At 68.7% G+C, this 17,246-nt stretch carries 14 protein-coding genes; 7 read left to right on the top strand and 7 right to left on the bottom strand.

All coding sequences use genetic code 11. The features are described 5' to 3' along the window. The first annotated feature begins 3 nt into the window (after nucleotides 1-3). Nucleotides 4-1,767: an MDR family MFS transporter gene (locus ACZ50J_RS01720; RefSeq protein WP_464299564.1), complete on the top strand. Its 1,764-nt coding sequence runs from the start codon at nucleotides 4-6 to the stop codon at nucleotides 1,765-1,767. A 137-nt stretch (nucleotides 1,768-1,904) separates the two neighbouring features. On the opposite strand, the gene ACZ50J_RS01715 is transcribed toward ACZ50J_RS01720, so the two are convergent. Then, complete coding sequence (locus ACZ50J_RS01715) at nucleotides 1,905-2,798, bottom strand: hypothetical protein (RefSeq protein WP_464299563.1); 894 nt, start codon at nucleotides 2,796-2,798, stop codon at nucleotides 1,905-1,907. 201 nt (nucleotides 2,799-2,999) lie between these two features. Between ACZ50J_RS01715 and ACZ50J_RS01710 the strand changes: the two genes are divergently transcribed. Then, the gene (locus ACZ50J_RS01710) at nucleotides 3,000-3,656 is read left to right on the top strand and encodes a papain-like cysteine protease family protein (protein WP_464299562.1); all 657 of its coding nucleotides are present in this window, start codon (nucleotides 3,000-3,002) and stop codon (nucleotides 3,654-3,656) included. Nucleotide 3,657: 1 nt separating this feature from the next. After that, nucleotides 3,658-4,449 carry a hypothetical protein gene (locus tag ACZ50J_RS01705; protein ID WP_464299561.1) on the top strand — a complete coding sequence of 264 codons (792 nt, stop codon included), beginning with the start codon at nucleotides 3,658-3,660 and terminating at the stop codon, nucleotides 4,447-4,449. Between the two features lie 24 nt (nucleotides 4,450-4,473). Here ACZ50J_RS01705 and ACZ50J_RS01700 read toward each other — a convergent pair whose 3' ends face one another. Then, nucleotides 4,474-5,175 carry a GntR family transcriptional regulator gene (locus ACZ50J_RS01700; protein WP_464299560.1) on the bottom strand — a complete coding sequence of 234 codons (702 nt, stop codon included), beginning with the start codon at nucleotides 5,173-5,175 and terminating at the stop codon, nucleotides 4,474-4,476. A 16-nt stretch (nucleotides 5,176-5,191) separates the two neighbouring features. Between ACZ50J_RS01700 and ACZ50J_RS01695 the strand changes: the two genes are divergently transcribed. The 3 genes from ACZ50J_RS01695 to ACZ50J_RS01685 all read left to right on the top strand — a co-directional run bounded on the left by ACZ50J_RS01695 (nucleotide 5,192) and on the right by ACZ50J_RS01685 (nucleotide 10,193). Next, nucleotides 5,192-8,209, top strand: a complete 3,018-nt coding sequence (locus ACZ50J_RS01695; protein WP_464299559.1) for an FAD-binding and (Fe-S)-binding domain-containing protein — start codon at nucleotides 5,192-5,194, stop codon at nucleotides 8,207-8,209. A gap of 42 nt (nucleotides 8,210-8,251) precedes the next feature. Continuing rightward, the gene (locus ACZ50J_RS01690; protein WP_464299558.1) at nucleotides 8,252-8,788 is read left to right on the top strand and encodes a PadR family transcriptional regulator; all 537 of its coding nucleotides are present in this window, start codon (nucleotides 8,252-8,254) and stop codon (nucleotides 8,786-8,788) included. Nucleotides 8,789-8,915: 127 nt separating this feature from the next. Next, complete coding sequence (locus ACZ50J_RS01685; RefSeq protein ID WP_464299557.1) at nucleotides 8,916-10,193, top strand: DUF2306 domain-containing protein; 1,278 nt, start codon at nucleotides 8,916-8,918, stop codon at nucleotides 10,191-10,193. A 279-nt stretch (nucleotides 10,194-10,472) separates the two neighbouring features. Here ACZ50J_RS01685 and ACZ50J_RS01680 read toward each other — a convergent pair whose 3' ends face one another. From ACZ50J_RS01680 to hisC, 4 genes are all read right to left on the bottom strand, one after another. Then, nucleotides 10,473-11,921, bottom strand: coding sequence for a dihydrolipoamide acetyltransferase family protein (locus ACZ50J_RS01680; protein ID WP_464299556.1), 1,449 nt, complete (start codon nucleotides 11,919-11,921; stop codon nucleotides 10,473-10,475). A gap of 91 nt (nucleotides 11,922-12,012) precedes the next feature. Next, the gene (locus tag ACZ50J_RS01675; protein ID WP_464299555.1) at nucleotides 12,013-12,999 is read right to left on the bottom strand and encodes an alpha-ketoacid dehydrogenase subunit beta; all 987 of its coding nucleotides are present in this window, start codon (nucleotides 12,997-12,999) and stop codon (nucleotides 12,013-12,015) included. Further along, nucleotides 12,999-14,216, bottom strand: coding sequence for a pyruvate dehydrogenase (acetyl-transferring) E1 component subunit alpha (gene pdhA, locus ACZ50J_RS01670; RefSeq protein WP_464299554.1), 1,218 nt, complete (start codon nucleotides 14,214-14,216; stop codon nucleotides 12,999-13,001). Before pdhA ends, ACZ50J_RS01675 begins: the two co-directional genes overlap by 1 nt. A gap of 309 nt (nucleotides 14,217-14,525) precedes the next feature. Then, nucleotides 14,526-15,617, bottom strand: a complete 1,092-nt coding sequence (hisC, locus tag ACZ50J_RS01665; protein ID WP_464299553.1) for a histidinol-phosphate transaminase — start codon at nucleotides 15,615-15,617, stop codon at nucleotides 14,526-14,528. 75 nt (nucleotides 15,618-15,692) lie between these two features. Here hisC and ACZ50J_RS01660 point away from each other — a divergent pair, with 75 nt between their 5' ends. Then, nucleotides 15,693-16,088, top strand: a complete 396-nt coding sequence (locus ACZ50J_RS01660; RefSeq protein ID WP_464299552.1) for a phage holin family protein — start codon at nucleotides 15,693-15,695, stop codon at nucleotides 16,086-16,088. A 184-nt stretch (nucleotides 16,089-16,272) separates the two neighbouring features. Here the strand turns inward: ACZ50J_RS01660 and ACZ50J_RS01655 are convergent, their stop codons facing one another. After that, a complete protein-coding gene (locus tag ACZ50J_RS01655) occupies nucleotides 16,273-17,217 on the bottom strand; it encodes an NUDIX hydrolase (protein WP_464299551.1) in 945 nt (314 codons plus the stop codon). Between the last annotated feature and the right edge of the window lie 29 nt (nucleotides 17,218-17,246).

The following is a 17,246-nucleotide window of genomic DNA, read 5'->3' as shown; positions in this document are numbered from 1 at the left end:
AGCATGAGCAGCACCACCAAGGCCGCCGCACCGGCGCCGACGAACGGTGAATACAGCCACCGGCAGATCCTGACGATCCTGTCCGGTCTGCTGCTCGGCATGTTCCTCGCCGCGCTCGACCAGACGATCGTCAGCACCGCGATCCGCACGATCTCCGACGACCTGCACGGGCTGTCGATCCAGGCCTGGGTCACCACGGCATACCTGATCACGTCGACGATCAGCACGCCGATCTACGGCAAGCTGGGCGACCTCTACGGCCGCAAGAAGCTCTTCATCTTCGCCATCGGCGTCTTCATCCTCGGCTCCGCCGCGTGTTCGTTCGCCACCTCGATGTACGAACTCGCCGCGTTCCGCGCCTTCCAGGGCATCGGCGCCGGCGGTCTGATGACGCTCGTCCTCGCGATCATCGGTGACCTGGTGCCGCCGCGCGAGCGCGCGAAGTACACCGGTTACTTCATGGCCACGTTCGGCACCTCGTCGGTGCTCGGCCCGGTCGTCGGCGGTTTCCTCGCCGAGACCAACTCCTTCCTCGGCATCACCGGCTGGCGCTGGGTGTTCCTGGTCAACGTGCCGATCGGCATCGTCGCCTTCTTCGTGGTGTCCGCGACCCTGCACCTGCCGCACGTTCGTCGCGAGGCGCGCATCGACTGGTGGGGCGCCGTCGCGCTCGTGATCTGTCTGGTGCCGCTGCTGACGGTCGCCGAGCAGGGACGTTCCTGGGGCTGGGGCACCGGGCGCGCGCTCGCCTGCTACGTCGTCGGCGCCATCGGCCTGATCATGTTCGTCTTCATCGAGCGGATGATGGGCGAGGACGCGCTGATTCCGTTGCGCATCTTCAAGCTGCGCGCCGCCTCGGTCACCATCGTTGCCAGCGTCATCGTCGGTATGGGCATGTTCGGTGGCATCACCGTGCTGCCGCTCTACATGCAGATCGTCCATGGTGCATCGCCGATGCAGTCCGGCCTGATGATGCTGCCCATGGTGGGCGGGCTGATGCTGGCCGCGATCGTCTCCGGTCAGATCACCGCGCGCACCGGCAAGATCCGGATCTTCCCGATCATCGGCACGCTGCTCGCCTCGGCCGGTCTGCTGCTGCTCTTCCTGACGGTCACCGCCGACACGAGCCTCGTGGTGGTGATGATCTTCATGTTCGTCACCGGTCTCGGCCTCGGAAACTGTATGCAGCCGCTGACCCTGATCGTGCAGAACGCGGTGCCGCCGCGGGACATCGGCGTGGCCACCGCCTCGGCGACGTTCTTCCGGCAGACCGGTGGCACGCTCGGTGTCGCGATCTTCCTGTCGATCCTGTTCAGCACGGTCGGCAACAAGATCCAGGACGCGCTCGGTGCCGCGGTCAAGGCAGACCCGTCGCTGGCGTCCCCGGCCAATCAGAAGGTCTTCGGCCAGATCGCGGCGAAGGTGCAGGACGACTCCACCGTCCTGCAGAAGTTCGACTCGAAGCTCACGCACCCGTTCAAGGTCGGCTTCGCCGACTCGATGGACCTGATCTTCCTGTGCGCCGCGATCGTCATGTTCGTCGGCTTCCTCGTGCTGCTGCTGATGCCGCACGTGGAACTGCGCGCCCAGTCCGGACGCGTCGCCGCGTCGGAATCGGAGTCGGCGCTCGCGGAGGCAACGGCTATCGGTGAGGTTCCCGAACCGGTCGGCGTCGGCGCCGAGACCGGCGGCCGCCACCACGCGGACAGCGACGCACCCGCCTCCGGCGTGGACGAGTCGCTCCCGCCGCGGCACAGCACCGACTGAGGACAAACCCTGCGGACTGCCTGCAACGGGCAGTCGGGGTCCCCGCGAAGTATCGGAGGAGCGGAGCGGGGGAGAACTTCGTGGGGTGACGAAGGGGCGTCCGGCGCTTTGCCGGGCGCCCCTTCGTCATACCCGGGTCAGGACCACTGCCAGTCGATCCCGATCACACCCGGTCCGGCGTCGGGCACGACGACCTGTGCCCGCCGGTCCTGCGAGAGGGTGATCTCGCGACGCAGCAGGTCGGGGGCGTGCGAGGTCTTGCGCTGGAACTCCATCACCCGGACGGGCACGGCCGCCGGGTCGAAACGCACCTCGAGCGTGTGGTGGGTGACCGGCCACTCGTGGAAGCGGAAGTATTCGGTCGTCGCGTGCGTCGCGACGTCGTGCACGTCATACCGCAGGACGGCGGACTCGCCCACCGCGAGGCGGCGGTCGAGCAGGAGCTCCGCGACGAGCAACCCCTTCGCCCGATCCCGCACCACCCGGCCGGCACGACAGCCTCCGACGGCGACGGGCAGCACCTGCTGGATGTCGCCATCCGGCTCGGTCTGGTGCACGACGACCAGCCGATCCGCCGCGCGCACCGCCTGCACCGCCTGGACCACGTGCTTCACCTGCAGGCCACCGGCAGCCGACAGCACGACCTCCTCGACCACCCCCGTGGTCCGCAACTGTCCGTGTGCGGCGCCGTCGAGCTTCCCGAGCAGCACCGCCAACGCGTCCGCCTCGTCGACGACGGCGAACGGTCGACGCGGTCGAACTGCCGAAATCCTTGCCGGTTCAAGCTTTTCGACCAGCCAGCCGGGCGGCACACCGAGGACCTCCTCGAGTGCACCGAGTATGTCGATCGAGCCGTCGCGAGGGACACGGGCGCCGCTCTGCCAGGTGCTGAGTGTGGCGACTCCGACGTCGAATCCCTTCTCGACCAAGTGGACTCGCAGGCGGGACAGCGACAGGCCGCGTGCCCGGATCGCCGAGCGCAGCGCATCACTGAAGTTCAGCCGGCCGTCCTCACCGCCGTTGCTACCCACCCGAATCACTGTATGTAAACGTTCACACCCGCCGGTTCAAGAATTCGTCAAGAACCGGGTGGACCCGAAGGACGAACGACGCCGACGTTCACGGCGCGGGTTATCCACTCGCACAACGGTATTGCGGGGTCGTTTGGATGCGCGCACGATCCAGCCCATCCACCCCTGCTCCCGAGCAGGTTCCCAGGAGGTGCACCCCAGATGCAGCGAACATCCCGCACGATCCGCTTGGCCGCCGTCGCGATCGCGACGGCCGCCGCGGCGCTCACCATGAGCAGTCCGGCGCAGGCGGCCGATCACGGCGCAGTCAGCGCGCCGGGCACAACGGCCGAACACGGCACCGATCAACGCGTTTCGGCGCAGTTGTCGTCTGCGCCGTCGAACTACTACCTCTACATCGAAGGCCAGGCGCAGCAGCAGACCAACTGGTGCTGGGCCGCCACCGGCAACAGCGTCGCGGCGTACTTCGGCTACAACTACTCGCAGAATCAGTTCTGCGACATGGCTTTCGGCCGCTCCACGAACACGACCTGCCCGAACACGCAGGCCAACCTCGGCAACGACCAGCAGGCGTTCTCCACCATCGGCATCAATCCCGGCCGCTACATCACCGGCACGATCAGTTACAGCACGCTCGTCGGACAGCTGAGCAACAACGAGCCGGTCATGACGCGTATCGGCTGGACCTCCGGCGGCGGGCACATGATGGTGCTCACCGGCTACGACACCAGCAACAACGAGGTGCAGTACTACGACCCGTGGCCGACGGACTCGCGGTTCAACGTGTCGACATACGACTGGTACCGATCCAATTCGCAGTTCTCCTGGACCCACACGCTCTACGGGATCGGAGCCTGACATGACCCGCAAGAACCTCTCCCGCCACGTCGCATTCGGGGCGCTCGTCGTCGGCACGGTGACAGCGGGTGCGGTCGTCGTCGCGCCCGTCGCTTTCGCCACGACACACCCCGACCTGCCGCGGGTCTCAGCCGCGCAGCAGCACGCTGCCGTGTCCGCAGCGACGAGCCCCGGCGCGCGCGCCCTGCTGACGACCGCGACCCGGGACGCCGCGACGCGACGCCACACGGCACTGCCGCAGACTCCGACCACGGTCGGAACACGGGGCACGCCGGTCTACGCGCTGTCCGCGAGCTTCGTGCGCGGACAGTCCGAAACGGTCGGACAGCTCTGGTATGTCGCAACATCCGCCACGACAAGCGCCGGCGCGATGACCGTCTTCACCGCACCCGACAAGGCCGGGGCGTGGAAGGCGGTGAACGTCGCGTCGGGCAACACCGAGGCACGGATGGCAGCGGCTGCGCACGGCCGTGCGCTGCTGCTCGAGCCGCAGGTCAACGCCTGGTATGCCGTGTCGGCGGATCAGGTCGCACCGCTCAACGCGGAGGCCAGGCAGGTCGTGGGCAAGACGCCCGTGTCGGTCGCGTCATACCAAGGCATCGTGCACAGCCGGTATGCCGACAAGCAGTCGGGCAGCACCTACGAAAAGCGTGGAACGGCAGGTGGTTTCAGCGCTTCAATCACCACGCCGGGTGGGGCCTCGCACGACGGCGCCGTGGGGCGGAACCTCGGCATCGCGGCTGGTGGCGTGCTCGTCGCCGGTGCGGCGGGCCTCAGGCGACGCCGCGGCTGAGCCTGTCGAGGGGCGAACGCGCCCTCACATGCTCGAAGAGCTTGTGAGGGCGCGCTCGACCAGTGATTCCCAACTGCGCCAGGCGTTCTCGTCACCGTCGTCATGTGCCTGAGCCACCAGCAGCCGACCGGTGCTGCGCAGATGGCCTCGCATCTCGGCAGCGGCCCGCTGCGGCTCCCCCTCGATGATCGCGTCGACGATCGGCTGGTGCTCGGCCAGGATCTCGTCCCGCGACCGTGACCGACCCGCGGTGGACGCGCCGATCAGCCGCGTGGTGTCGCGCAGCCCTGCGATCAACGCGGTCAGCCGGCTGTTGCCGGTGCCGTCGAGGATCGCCGCGTGCAGCCGTTCGTCGGCCCTATCGAAGGACGCACCGTCGCCGTCGACCGCCGCGCGCATGGCGGCCAGCTGCCGCTGCAGTTCCTCCGCGAGCTCCGACGAACGGGCATCCGCAGCGCGCGCAGCGGCCGCAGGCTCCAGCGCGATGCGCAGGGCGAAGATCTCGGCGACGTCCTGACCCGTCGGTCGCACCGGCCGGAAACCGCGTTGCGGCACGAATTCGATGAGTCCCGCCTCGGCGAGCCGCAGCAACCCCTCGCGCACCGGACTGCGGGACATCTGGAGTCGCTCGGCCATCTGCGGCACCGAATGGAAGCGGTCCCGGCCGATGGTGCCGTCATACAGCCAGCCGCGGATCCGCGCGGCCGCATCGTCCGCCAAGGTCATGGGTAACATGTTACCCATGCCGTTGACCTCCGCCCTGCGCGCCGCCGGCCTCGAAGCGCGCGACGACGACACGACGCGCGCGATCTACAGCTCGGACGCGTCGCTCTACCGAGTGCCGCCACAAGTGGTCGTTTTCCCGCGATCTGCCGAGGAAGTGGCGGCGGCGTACGGCGTGGCGCGCGAGGCGGGTGTGCCACTGACCCCTCGTGGCGCCGGGACCTCGGTCGCCGGCAATGCCGTGGGTCCGGGCCTGGTCATCGACACGTCGAGGCACCTCAACCGGATCCTGGAGATCGACCCCGAGGCACGCACCGCGCGGGTGCAACCGGGCGTGGTGCAGGAGCAGTTGCAGCGGGCCGCGGCGCCGCACGGCCTGCGCTTCGGGCCGGATCCGTCGACATCGACGCGGTGCACGATCGGCGGCATGATCGGCAACAACGCCTGCGGATCGCGCAGCCTCGGCTACGGCCGGACTGCCGACAACGTGCTCGGCCTGCGCGGATTCTTCGGCACGGCAAGCGAATTCGCAGTGCAATCGGTGGGTGACGATCCGACCTCGTCGGACGAGGCGGCGGCACTTCGCCGGCTCGGGCGTGACAATCTCGCGCACATCCGCACCCAGTTCGGCCGGTTCGGCCGGCAGGTCTCCGGCTACTCCTTGGAGCACCTGCTGCCCGAGCAGGGTGCCGACATCACCCGTTTCCTGGTCGGCTCCGAAGGCACACTCGGCGTGGTCACCGAAGCGACCGTGCGACTCGTCCCGGACCCGAGACACCGCCGGATGATCGCTCTCGGATTCACCGACATCGTTGCCGCGGGTGTCGCCTCGCCCGCCGTGCTCGCACACCGACCCACCGCCTGCGAAGGCCTGGATGCCCGGCTGATCGACGTGCTGCGCAGCCGCCGTGGCGACGCCGCCGTGCCGGACCTGCCGCGCGGTGGCGCCTGGCTCTTCGTGGAGGTCAGCGGTGACGATCCGGCCGAGGTCGACGCCCGAGCCGCTGCGGTTGCCGCGGATTCCGCTCTCGGCGCTGTGGATTCGCGAGTGGTCGGGTCCGCGGCCGAGACTGCTGCGCTGTGGCGGATCCGGGCCGACGGTGCGGGGTTGGCCGGCCGTTCGCCCGCCGGGGAGCCGGCGTGGCCCGGCTGGGAAGACGCGGCGGTGCCGCCGGATCAGCTGGGCGCCTACCTGCGCGACTTCGACGAACTCGTCACCGCACACGGCTTGACCAGCGCACCCTTCGGACACTTCGGCGACGGCTGCATGCACGTGCGACTGGACCTGCCGTTGCAGCGACCCGACGCGCGAAAGGTGTTGCGGTCCTTCATGACCGATGCCGCCACCCTCGTCGGTCGGTATGGCGGATCCCTGTCCGGGGAGCACGGCGACGGGCGGGCCCGCAGTGAGCTGCTCCCGCACATGTACGACCAGGCATCCGTCGATCTCTTCCGTGCCGCAAAGCACATCTGCGATCCCGACAACCTGCTCAATCCGGGTATTCTCGTCGATCCGGCCCCTATCGATGCGGATCTGCGCTTCCCGGCACCGGCCGCTCCCGCCGGCCGGCGCCCGGGGTCTCGATACGGCTCGCCCTGGGGGGCTCGCCTACTCGACCAGCACGAGAAGGCGGGTCGGCCATCTCGGTCTCGATACGCGGCTCGTCCCTCACCGCTACTCGACCAGCACGAGAAAGCGGGTCGAGTGCCGGAGGAGCGCAGCGGGGGAGGTGTATCGAGACCTCGCGACTTCGCCCTGGCCTGGGCCGCGGACGACGGCGACTTCGCCCAGTCGGTCCACCGCTGCACCGGCGTCGGCAAGTGCCGTGCGGACAACACCGGCTCCGGCGCGGTCATGTGCCCGTCATACCAGGCGACGAAGGAGGAGAAGGACTCCACCCGCGGCCGTGCTCGAGCTCTCCAGGAAATGATCAACGGCTCTGTCGTGCAATCGGATTGGCGCGCGCCGGAGGTGCACGAAGCGCTCGAGCTGTGCCTGTCCTGCAAGGGCTGCCTGTCCGACTGCCCGACCGGCATCGACATGGCGTCGATGAAGTCCGAGGTCCTGCACCAGGCGTATGCCGGACGGCGCCGTCCGATCTCGCACTACACCCTCGGCCGACTGCCGCAGTGGCTGCGACTCGCCCGGCGAATGCCCCGATTGTCCAGGCTGGCAATGCGATTCGGCGACAAGGTCGGCCCGGCCAAGCGCCTCGGTGGGGTCGACTCCCGACGGTCGATCCCGGTCATCGCGCCGACATCGTTCGGCCAGTGGGCGGTGGCGCACGACCTGCACCCCTACGAGGCGGGCGCGGTGGATCGCCCCGCGCTGCTGTGGGTGGACACCTTCACCGACGAATTCACCCCGGAGATCGGCGCGTCCATGGTCGACGTGCTCCGTGCCGCCGGCTACGACCCGGTCCTGCCGGCGCGCTCGACCTGTTGCGGGCTGACGCTGATCTCGACCGGACAACTCGATGCGGCGAAAAGCACTCTCAACGCGCTGGTCTCGACGCTCGCACCCGCAGCGGCGGACGGCGTGCCGATCGTCGGCGTGGAGCCGTCGTGCACGGCCGTTCTGCGCCACGACCTACTGGAGTTGCTGCCCGACGACGAGCGGGCCACGGCGGTCGCGGCGGCGACCGTCACTCTCGCCGAGTTGCTGACCCGCACCGAGGGATGGATGCCGCCGGACCTCTCGGGCACCCGCGTGGTCGCTCAGCCGCACTGTCACCACCATGCGGTCATGTCGTGGTCCGCGGACCAGAAGCTGCTCGAGGCAGCCGGCGCGCAGATCGTCCGGATCGGCGGATGCTGTGGGCTGGCAGGCAATTTCGGCGTCGAGCAAGGTCACTACGAGGTGTCCGTCGCCGTGGCGGAGACCAATCTGCTGCCGGCGGTGCGCGCCGCAGCCCCCGCCGACGTGATCCTCGCCGACGGCTTCTCCTGCCGCACCCAACTTCGCGACCTGGCCGACACCGACGCCGTGCATCTTGCACAATTGCTGGCAGACAGAATGACGAAGCGCCGTCCCTGACAGGACGCGAGGCGCGAACGAGCGGAACGAAGGTGAGGACTGATGGCAGCGGAGCTGACGACTGCGTCCTACCTCGTCCTCGGCATCCTCGAGATGGCCGGCCCGGCGTCGGCATACGACGTGAAGCAGTTCTCGACCACGTTCGTCGCACCCTTCTGGTCGTTGCCCCACACGCAAGTCTACCTGCAGTGCAAGCGGCTGGTGGAGCTCGGCCTGCTCGAGCAGCAGGACGACGACGACCCGCGCGGGCGCAAGGAACTCGCGATCACGGCCGCCGGCCGCGCCGAGCTGGACCAGTGGCGTTCCGAGCCGACGACCGGCGCCGTCACCGCGCGTGACCTGTCCGTGCTGAAGAACTTCTTCGGCGGACCCAGCGCGCAGATCGCCGCGGAGCAGGTGGCACGCCACCGGAAGAAGCTGGACGGCTATCGCGAGTGGCGCACCGAGCACGGCGCCAACTTCGACGACGGCCAGTCCGCCGCGCTCGAGCTGGGGCTGCGCTACGAAGAGCTCATGGTCGACTACTGGCAGGGCATCCTCGACCGAGGCCCCTCGGCATACCGGATCACCGACGCCTGACCGGGCGCGAACCGGTCCACCCACCCAGCAACCGAGCCGTCTCGAGGACTGGCCGACGGCTGGCGCGGCCGCTATCGTCATAGTTCAATCGGAACTATTCAGAACGAACGATGTCGAGGAGGACCGCATGCCTCAGCCGCAGCGAACGTCCGGGGGCGGGCTGTCGCGCCCGGCGCGGGTCGGAATGGTCGCGCTGGCGATCGGCTGCCTCATCTACATCCCGGGCAGTGTGCTGGCGATGCTGCCCTATTTCGACCACGGCGCCTGGACACCGGAGACCGCGTTCCGGGACGCGTTGCCCGGCACCAGTGCCGCGGCACACAGCATCACCGCGGCGTTCGCCGGACGAAAGGGTCCTTACCTGCACAGTGAGTGGCCGATGCTGGTGCACACCGTTCTGGGTGGCGCGATCATGCTGCTCGGACCGTGGCAACTCTTCACCGGCGCCACGCGACGGATGCTGCGCGGCCACCGGATCCTCGGCCGCATCTACGCGGGCATCGTCGCGACGAGCATGATCGCGGCCGCGGCGTACCTCGTCCGCACACCGTGGACCGAGGTCTTCAGCGGCCCGGTGTTCGCGGTCGGCCTGTGGGGGTTCTGGGTCGGCGTCGTCGTCAGCCTCACGCTCGGCATCGTCGCGATCCGTCGCGGCGCGATCGAGCGGCACCTGCGGTGGATGGTGTTCTGCTACGCGTGCCTGATGTCGGCGCCGTTGATCCGCCTCGGCTGGTCACTCGTGATGGGGTTCGACCACTCGGTGCCGATGCCGGTGGCGAACATCTACGTGGGCTCGGCGCTCTTCGGAGTGTGCATGATCGGCGCGACCGTCGGTGCACGTGCGGTCGACCGGCGGCCGGTCGTGCCCGGCATGCGCAAGGTCTGGGTCTCCGAGAACGCCATGACGCTGTGTGTGAGCGTCGGCATCATCGGCTACATCGTGCTCGGCATGCTGAGCTTCACCTGGTCGCCGCAGTGGGCCGCGACCAAGTTCTACTACTCCGCCACCTGGTTCGCCGTGCTCGGCCTGAGCCTCGCCTCGGTGCTGCGCCACCGCGCGCGGGGCACCCACCCGTATGCCGAGCAGGAGTGGCGCGTCACGTTTGCCGCGCACATCCTGGCGCCGGCGGTCGGGCTGGCGTTCGGCGGCATGCTGCTGCTCGCCACGGACATCGACGCCGAGACCGCCGAGATGGCCGGCGTTGCCGTCGGCTGGGGTGCCTGTGGGCTCGGCGCCTTCGCGGTGATCGACCGGGAGCTGCGCCGTGCCGCGAAACGGGCCCCGCGGCGCAAGCAGCCGAAGGTGGTCGGCAGCCCCGGCAGTGCTGGTGCGGACACTGAGGCCAGCACGGACGTGCAAACCGGCACGGACACCGCTGACAGCGAAGTCACGCCCGTCAGCTGAACGGCGCTGAGCGCCATACGACTCGGCCCTGCAGATAGTGCGAAACAGGGACCGCACCTTCTGCAGGGCCCGGGCGCCTGAATCGCGCCATCACAGTTGAAGACCTGCAGAAGGTGCGGTGGAGCGCACCATCTGCAGGTCCCAAACTGCACCAAGCTCGAAACACAGCTCGGCCCTGTAAAGAGTGCGCTTGCAGCGTGCGCACTTTCTGCAGGGCCGGAAGCTGTCGAAGCCTGACGACGAATACCCCGAAACCAGTCGAATCCGGTATGCCGGAGGTCAGCCCCAGACGAGCGCCTTCGCCGGATCCTCCAGCAGTGCCGCGATGTCGGCCAGGAACCGGGACCCCAGGTCGCCGTCGATCAACCGGTGGTCGAAGGACAGGCCGAGCTGGGTCACCTGACGCGGCACGATCTGGTCGACGCCGTTCTCGTCAGTGACAACCCACGGCATCTTGCGAACCTGACCGAAGCACAGGATCGCCGACTCGCCGGGGTTGATGATCGGGGTGCCGGTGTCGACGCCGAAGACGCCGACGTTGGTGATGGTGATCGTGCCGCCCGACATGTCCGCCGGTGGCGTGCGACCCTCACGAGCCGTGCCGACCAGCGCACCGAGCGCCTCGCCCAGCTCACGCATCGACATCCGGTCAGCGTCCTTGATGTTCGGGACGACAAGACCCCGCGGGGTGGCGGCCGCGATGCCGAGGTTGACGTAGTGCTTGACCACGATCTCCTGGGCGGCTCCGTCCCAGGTGGCGTTGACCTCCGGGTTGCGTTTGATCGCAACGCACAGCGCCTTGGCGAGCACCAGCAACGGCGTCACCTTCAGGTCCCGGAAGTCGCGGTCGGACTTCAACCGCTCGACCAGCTCCATGGTCCGCGTCATGTCGATCGTCACGAACTCGGTCACGTGCGGCGCGGTGAACGCCGACCCGACCATCGCCTGCGCGGTCATCTTGCGGACGCCCTTGACCGGGATCCGCGTCTCGCGCGCTCCGTCTGCTGACGCAACCGCGGCCGCCGGAGCAGCGGCGCCCGGCGACCCACCGCCGGCGACGAAGGCCTCGACGTCGGCCCGGCTGATCACGCCGTCCTCCCGGGTGGGCTGCACCAAGGAGAGGTCGATCCCGTTGTCCTTGGCGAACTTTCGCACCGGGGGCTTCGCGAGCGCCTTGCCGCCGGAACCGGCCGGAGCCGAATCCCCGCTGCGGGATCGGGTCGGCGCCGGGGCGTTCTCCGGGGGTACCGGCGCGCTCGGCACCGCGTCGGTCGCGACGTGCACGTGCAGGTCCGGAGCGGGCAGTGGTTCGCCCTGGCTGCCGGGCCCGTGAACGCCCTCGAACGCCCGGCGAGCGCGACGCTTCGTCGCACCCTCGACCGCGCCATACCCGACGAGGTTGGCGACCCGCTCGCCCGCGTCGTCGTCCGCGGCCGCCGGGGCCGCCGGCTGCGCAGGGGCTGCCGCTGGTGCGTCGTCCTCGGCGCCGACGACGTCCACCGACACGATCGGCGCACCGACCTCGACGGTGTCGCCCTCGGCCACGAGCAGCTCGACGACGTTGCCCTCCCACGGGATCGGCAACTCCACGAGCGACTTGGCGGTCTCGATCTCGACGACGATGTCGTTGACCTTGACCTGGTCGCCCGGCTTGATCTTCCAGGTGACGATGTCGGCCTCGACCAGACCCTCACCGGGGTCGGGCAGCTTGAACTGCTTCACGCCCATGAAATGTGTTCTCCTCGTGCAAGTTTCAAGGTATGGCGATGCTTGGTCTCGATACGCGGCTCGTCCCTCACCGCTACTCGACCCGCAGGCATCAGAAACTCAGCGCTTGGTCGACGCTGTCGAGGATCCGGTCCAGGTCGGGCAGGAAGTCCTCCTCGTAGCGGGACGGCGGGTAGGGGATGTTGTAACCGCCGACGCGCATGACCGGCGCCTCCAGCGAGTAGAAGCACTCGCGCTGGATCTGCGCGGCGAGCTCGGCGCCCATGCCGAGGAAGGTCGACGCCTCGTGGACCACGACACAGCGACCGGTCTTCTTGACCGACGCGAAGATCGTCTCGGTGTCCAGTGGCGACAGCGACCGCAGGTCGATGACCTCCAGCGACTTGCCCTCACCCTGGGCCGCGGCCGCGGCATCGAGGCAGGTCTTCACCATCGGGCCGTAGGCCAGCACCGTCACATCCGCGCCCGGACGGGCGACGCGCGCCTGGTGCAGCGGCAGCGGCGCGCCCGCAGCCTCGTCCAGCTCGACCTCGGCCCGCTCGTGGTAACGGCGCTTCGGCTCGTAGAACATCACCGGGTCGTCGGAGGCGATCGCCTGCTGGATCATCCAGTAGGCGTCCGCCGGGTCGGCGCAGCTGACGGTGCGCAGACCGGCGGTGTGCGCGAAGTAGGCCTCGTTGGACTCCGAGTGGTGCTCGACCGCGCCGATGCCACCGCCGAACGGAACCCGAATGACCATCGGCAGTTTCAGGTGGCCGAGCGACCGGGCGTGCATCTTGGCGACCTGGCTGATGATCTGGTCGAACGCCGGGTAGATGAATCCGTCGAACTGGATCTCCACCACGGGGCGGTAGCCACGCAGCGCCAGACCGACGGCGGTGCCGACGATGCCGGACTCGGCGAGCGGGGTGTCGATGACCCGGTCCTCACCGAAGTCCTTCTGCAGCCCCTCGGTGATCCGGAAGACACCGCCGAGCTTGCCGACGTCCTCGCCCATGAGCACGACCTTGGGGTCGTCCTCCATGGCCTTGCGCATGCCGGCGTTCAATCCCTTTGCCAACGAGAGCTTTTGAGCCATCAGTGACCACCCTCCGCCGCGAAGGACTCTTGGTAGGCGATGAACTCCGCCTTCTCGCGGTCGACCACCGGGTGCGGGTCGACATAGATGTCGTCGAACATCGCCGGTTTGGGCGGGTTCGGCATCTCCTGGCAGGCCTTGCGGATCCGGGCGGCGAGCTCGTCGGCCTCCTTGTCGACGGCGTCGAAGAACGCGTCGTCGGCGTGGCCCTTGCTCGACAGGAAACCGCGCATGCGAGTGATCGGGTCCTTCTCGCGCCAGATGTCGACCTCCGCCGCGATGCGGTACTTGGTCGGGTCGTCCGACGTGGTGTGCGCGCCCATCCGGTAGGTGAACGCCTCGATCAGCGTCGGACCCTGGCCGGCTCGTGCGGCGTCCAGCGCGGCCTTCGTCACGGCATACACAGCGAGGACGTCGTTGCCGTCGACCCGCACACCGGGGAAGCCGAAGCCGCGAGCGCGCTGGTATGGCGGGATTCGGAACTGCTTGTAGTTGGGCTCGCTGATCGCCCACTGGTTGTTCTGGACGAAGAAGACCATCGGGGCGTTCGCGACGCCGGCGAAGACGAGCGCCTCGTTGTAGTCGCCCTGGGCCGTGCCCCCGTCACCGGTGAAGGCCATCACCGCGGTGTCCCGATCGGCATCACCCGTGCCGACGGCACCGTCGCGCTGCACACCCATCGCGTAACCGGTCGCGTGCAGCATCTGGTTGCCGATGACGATCGTGTAGAGGTGGAAGTTGTTCTCGTTGCTGTCCCAGCCGCCGTGGTTGACGCCACGGAAGAGGCCGAGGAGGTTCTCCGGCGGCACGCCCTTGCACCAGGCGACACCGTGCTCGCGGTAACCCGGGAACGCGTAGTCCTGCGGGCGCATCGCGCGACCGGCGCCGACCTGCGCGGCTTCCTGGCCGAGCAGCGACGGCCACAGGCCGAGCTCGCCCTGACGCTGCAGCGCGTGACCCTCGGCGTCGATCCGGCGCACCAGCACCAGATCGCGGTACATCGACCGGCCGTCCTCGCCCGTCATGTCCTCGACGATCTGCGCGTAGTCCGCGTTCGCCGCGTTCGTCGGCAGGCGATTGCCGTCGCCATCGACGAACTGCACCATGTCGGGGCCGCCATCGGTGATGTCGTGCTCCATCGGACCTGTCACCACCGTCTCGTGATGTATCACGGGGCCCGGCGTCACCGGCGCCGAATCCATTGCGTCGTCGGGCATGGGTTCTCCTTCTCGGGCGGCCGCGGGCTGGGTGTGCCCCGGCGTGTCATGCGCCCGCACCGGGGTCACCGGGGCGTTGGCGCGCAGCGGCTGCGGCATACCGACAACGCGGTGTTCGAGAGGTATGACGCGGCTCACATTGCCTTACGCCGGAAGGTTACCCGCGCGATCCGGGAGCACCGAATCCGGAGCGCTACCCACGAGTAGCGCCCTGCGGGTCGAGGAGCGAAGCGGGGGAACCCGCGTATCGAGACAATCAGACGGTCGCGGTTTCGATACGGCCTCCTCCGCTGCGATCCCCCGACCTACTCAACCCGCATTCTGGAATGCTTTCGCCACCTGCAGCAGTCGATCGGTCGCCTCGACCTCGCCGATGCTGCAGCGCACCCCGTCGCCGGCGAACGGGCGCACGACGACGCCCGCGGCTTCGGCCGCAGCGGCGAAATCGAGGGTCCGGTCGCCGAGCGGCAACCACACGAAGTTCGCCTGGGTGTCGGGGACCGGGTAGCCCACGTCGCGCAGCCCGATCAGCATCCTGTCGCGTTCGGCGATCAGTGCCTGCACGCGTTCGTCGAGTTCGTCGTATGCCGCCAGGCTCGCGATCGCGGCCTGCTGCGCGACGTGCGAGACGCCGAACGGCACGGCGGCAGTGCGCAACGCCGATGCGACCTGCTCGTGCGCGATGCAGTAGCCGACACGCAAGCCCGCCAGGCCGTAGGCCTTCGAAAACGTCCGCAGCACAGCGACATTCGGGTGGGAGCGCCATACAGCAAGGGCGTCGGCGGCATCGTCGTCGCGGTTGAACTCGAGGTATGCCTCGTCGATGACGACGAGCACGTCGGACGGCACCCGGGCGACGAAGTCCTCGAGCTCGGCGGCGCGCACCGCCGGACCGGTCGGGTTGTTCGGGGTGCAGACGATGACCAGCCGGGTGCGGTCGGTGATCGCGTCGGCCATCGCCGACAGATCGTGCCGTGCCTCGCCGTCGAGCGGCACCTGGACACCGGTCGCGCCGGACAACCCCACCACGATCGGGTACGCCTCGAAGGACCGCCACGCGTAGACGACCTCGTCGCCGGGTCCGCTGGTGATCTGCAACAGGGTGCCGAGCAGCCCGACGCTTCCGGTGCCCGTGGCCACCTGGTCGGCGTCGACACCGAAGTGGTCACCGATCGCGGTCCGCAGCGCGACGGTGCCCATGTCCGGGTAGCGGTTCATGCTCTGCATCGCGTCCTGCACGACCTGGAGCACGGACGGCAGCGGCGGGTACGGGTTCTCGTTGCTGCTGATCTTGTATGTCGTCCGCCCCGGCTCCTCGGCTGCGGGTTTGCCGGCAACGTAACGGGGGATGGACTCGAGGGTTGCTCGCAGTCGGACGGTCCCCGGTGTGGCGTCAGTCATACTTCCGCAGCTTAGGACCCCACGGACGGGCGCGTTCGAGGCGGGCGCGGCCGTCATACATGGCAAGCTGGAGCCATGAAGAACTTCCTGGTCAAGACCGGTATCAACGCTGTCGCGCTGTGGATCGCCGCGATCGTCGTGCCAGGCATCACGCTGGCTCAGGACAGCAAGTCGACCGGCTCCAAGGTGCTGACGATCATCATCATCGCCGCGGTCTTCGGTGTCATCAACGCGGTCGTGAAGCCGATCGCCACGTTCTTCTCGTTCCCGCTGATCTTCCTGACGCTCGGTCTGTTCACCTTCGTCGTGAACGCCTTCATGCTGCAGATCCTGTCGTGGCTGTCGGATCCGCTGAGTCTCGCGTTCCACGTCGATCACTTCTTCTGGGCCGCGATCCTCGGCGCACTGGTCGTGTCGTTCGTCAGCATGCTGATCAACATGCTGCTCCCCGACCAGCTCGAACAGCACTGAGTTTTCTTGTTCGACTCCTCGCGGCCGGCACCTGGCGCGGGCTCGCACGCTCGCCTCGCGCCAGACGCCTGCCGGTCGTCGTCTCACGGGCGTCCGCTTGTCGTTCGCTCACCTGACCTTGCTGCCGCCGGGCGCACTTGTCGTTCGGTCGCCGGGTCGGGCCTGTTTCGTCTTTTCCCGCCTGTCACCAGGCTGGTGGGCGGCCGTCCTCGAGGTAGACCGTGCCGGCCCCGGCGTCGAGTGCAGCCAGCGCCTGCCGGGCGACGCGCACCGTGTAACCGGCTGCGTGCTCGGCGAATTCGGCGTCGTCGCACCAGTGCACCGCACGGATCTCCCTCGTCTCCAGCTGTATGGCGCTCAGCTGCTGCGCCGGCACCGACACGTCGAAGACGAACAGCGTGGCGTCGTCCCAGCCCCGCCAGGCGGGCAGCCAGCTGACCGCCGCGAGTGACCGGACGGTGGCAGTCACACCGAGTTCCTCGCGCAGCTCGCGCACGACCGCGGTAGCCGGCGACTCGAGCGGGTCGACCACACCGCCCGGCAGGTCCCACGGCTTCTTGTAGACCAGCTCGCAGATCAGCAACCGGCCCGACTCGTCACGGACCAGCGCCTGGGCGATGGCGCGCTTCGTCGGCAGCGAACTGTTCAGCCAGGCGGTGAACGCATCGCGGCTGCCGGGCGCCGGATCATCGGCCAGCCGGCCGAGCACGAGTGCGTCGACTCCGTCGCGGAACTCACGCAGCACGCCTTCGGTGCGTAGCCCGGCCAACGCGGCGGAGCGCAGCGCCGGGCGATTGGTGCGGGCGACATACGCCTCGATGCGCCGGAGGCCGAGGGCGACGAAGCCGTGTTCGACCACAGCCCGCAGCGCGGCCGCCGCCAGACCCCGGCCGCGTGCCTCGGGGTGCAGCTGCCAGGCGAGTTGCCCTGTGCCGTCTCGGTGTTCGAGCATTCGGAGTGCGACCAGCCCGACTTGCTGCGACCGGTCGTCGATCGAGTAGACGTGCGCACCGTCGTCGCGCACCCAGCCCGGCACTTCGTGGTCCAGGCGCGGCAGCGCGCTCGTCATGAGTCGGCGCAACTCGCGGCCGTCGCCGAGAACCGGTGCGTGGTGGGGCGCCTGCGTCATACCTGCCAGCCTTGCAGATCCCGAGAATG

This window comes from Flexivirga sp. G2 (genome assembly GCF_055397625.1).
This window is presented reverse-complemented; position numbering and strand designations above follow the sequence as displayed.

Coding starts and splice junctions, on each gene's coding strand:
- ACZ50J_RS01695 (WP_464299559.1), top strand. CDS start 5,192: ATGCCGTTGACCTCCGCCCTGCGCGCCGCCGGCCTCGAAGCGCGCGAC.
- pdhA (WP_464299554.1), bottom strand. CDS start 14,216: ATGCCCGACGACGCAATGGATTCGGCGCCGGTGACGCCGGGCCCCGTG.
- ACZ50J_RS01685 (WP_464299557.1), top strand. CDS start 8,916: ATGCCTCAGCCGCAGCGAACGTCCGGGGGCGGGCTGTCGCGCCCGGCG.
- ACZ50J_RS01705 (WP_464299561.1), top strand. CDS start 3,658: ATGACCCGCAAGAACCTCTCCCGCCACGTCGCATTCGGGGCGCTCGTC.
- ACZ50J_RS01675 (WP_464299555.1), bottom strand. CDS start 12,999: ATGGCTCAAAAGCTCTCGTTGGCAAAGGGATTGAACGCCGGCATGCGC.
- ACZ50J_RS01720 (WP_464299564.1), top strand. CDS start 4: ATGAGCAGCACCACCAAGGCCGCCGCACCGGCGCCGACGAACGGTGAA.
- ACZ50J_RS01680 (WP_464299556.1), bottom strand. CDS start 11,921: ATGGGCGTGAAGCAGTTCAAGCTGCCCGACCCCGGTGAGGGTCTGGTC.
- ACZ50J_RS01690 (WP_464299558.1), top strand. CDS start 8,252: ATGGCAGCGGAGCTGACGACTGCGTCCTACCTCGTCCTCGGCATCCTC.
- ACZ50J_RS01655 (WP_464299551.1), bottom strand. CDS start 17,217: ATGACGCAGGCGCCCCACCACGCACCGGTTCTCGGCGACGGCCGCGAG.
- ACZ50J_RS01700 (WP_464299560.1), bottom strand. CDS start 5,175: ATGACCTTGGCGGACGATGCGGCCGCGCGGATCCGCGGCTGGCTGTAT.
- hisC (WP_464299553.1), bottom strand. CDS start 15,617: ATGACTGACGCCACACCGGGGACCGTCCGACTGCGAGCAACCCTCGAG.
- ACZ50J_RS01710 (WP_464299562.1), top strand. CDS start 3,000: ATGCAGCGAACATCCCGCACGATCCGCTTGGCCGCCGTCGCGATCGCG.
- ACZ50J_RS01660 (WP_464299552.1), top strand. CDS start 15,693: ATGAAGAACTTCCTGGTCAAGACCGGTATCAACGCTGTCGCGCTGTGG.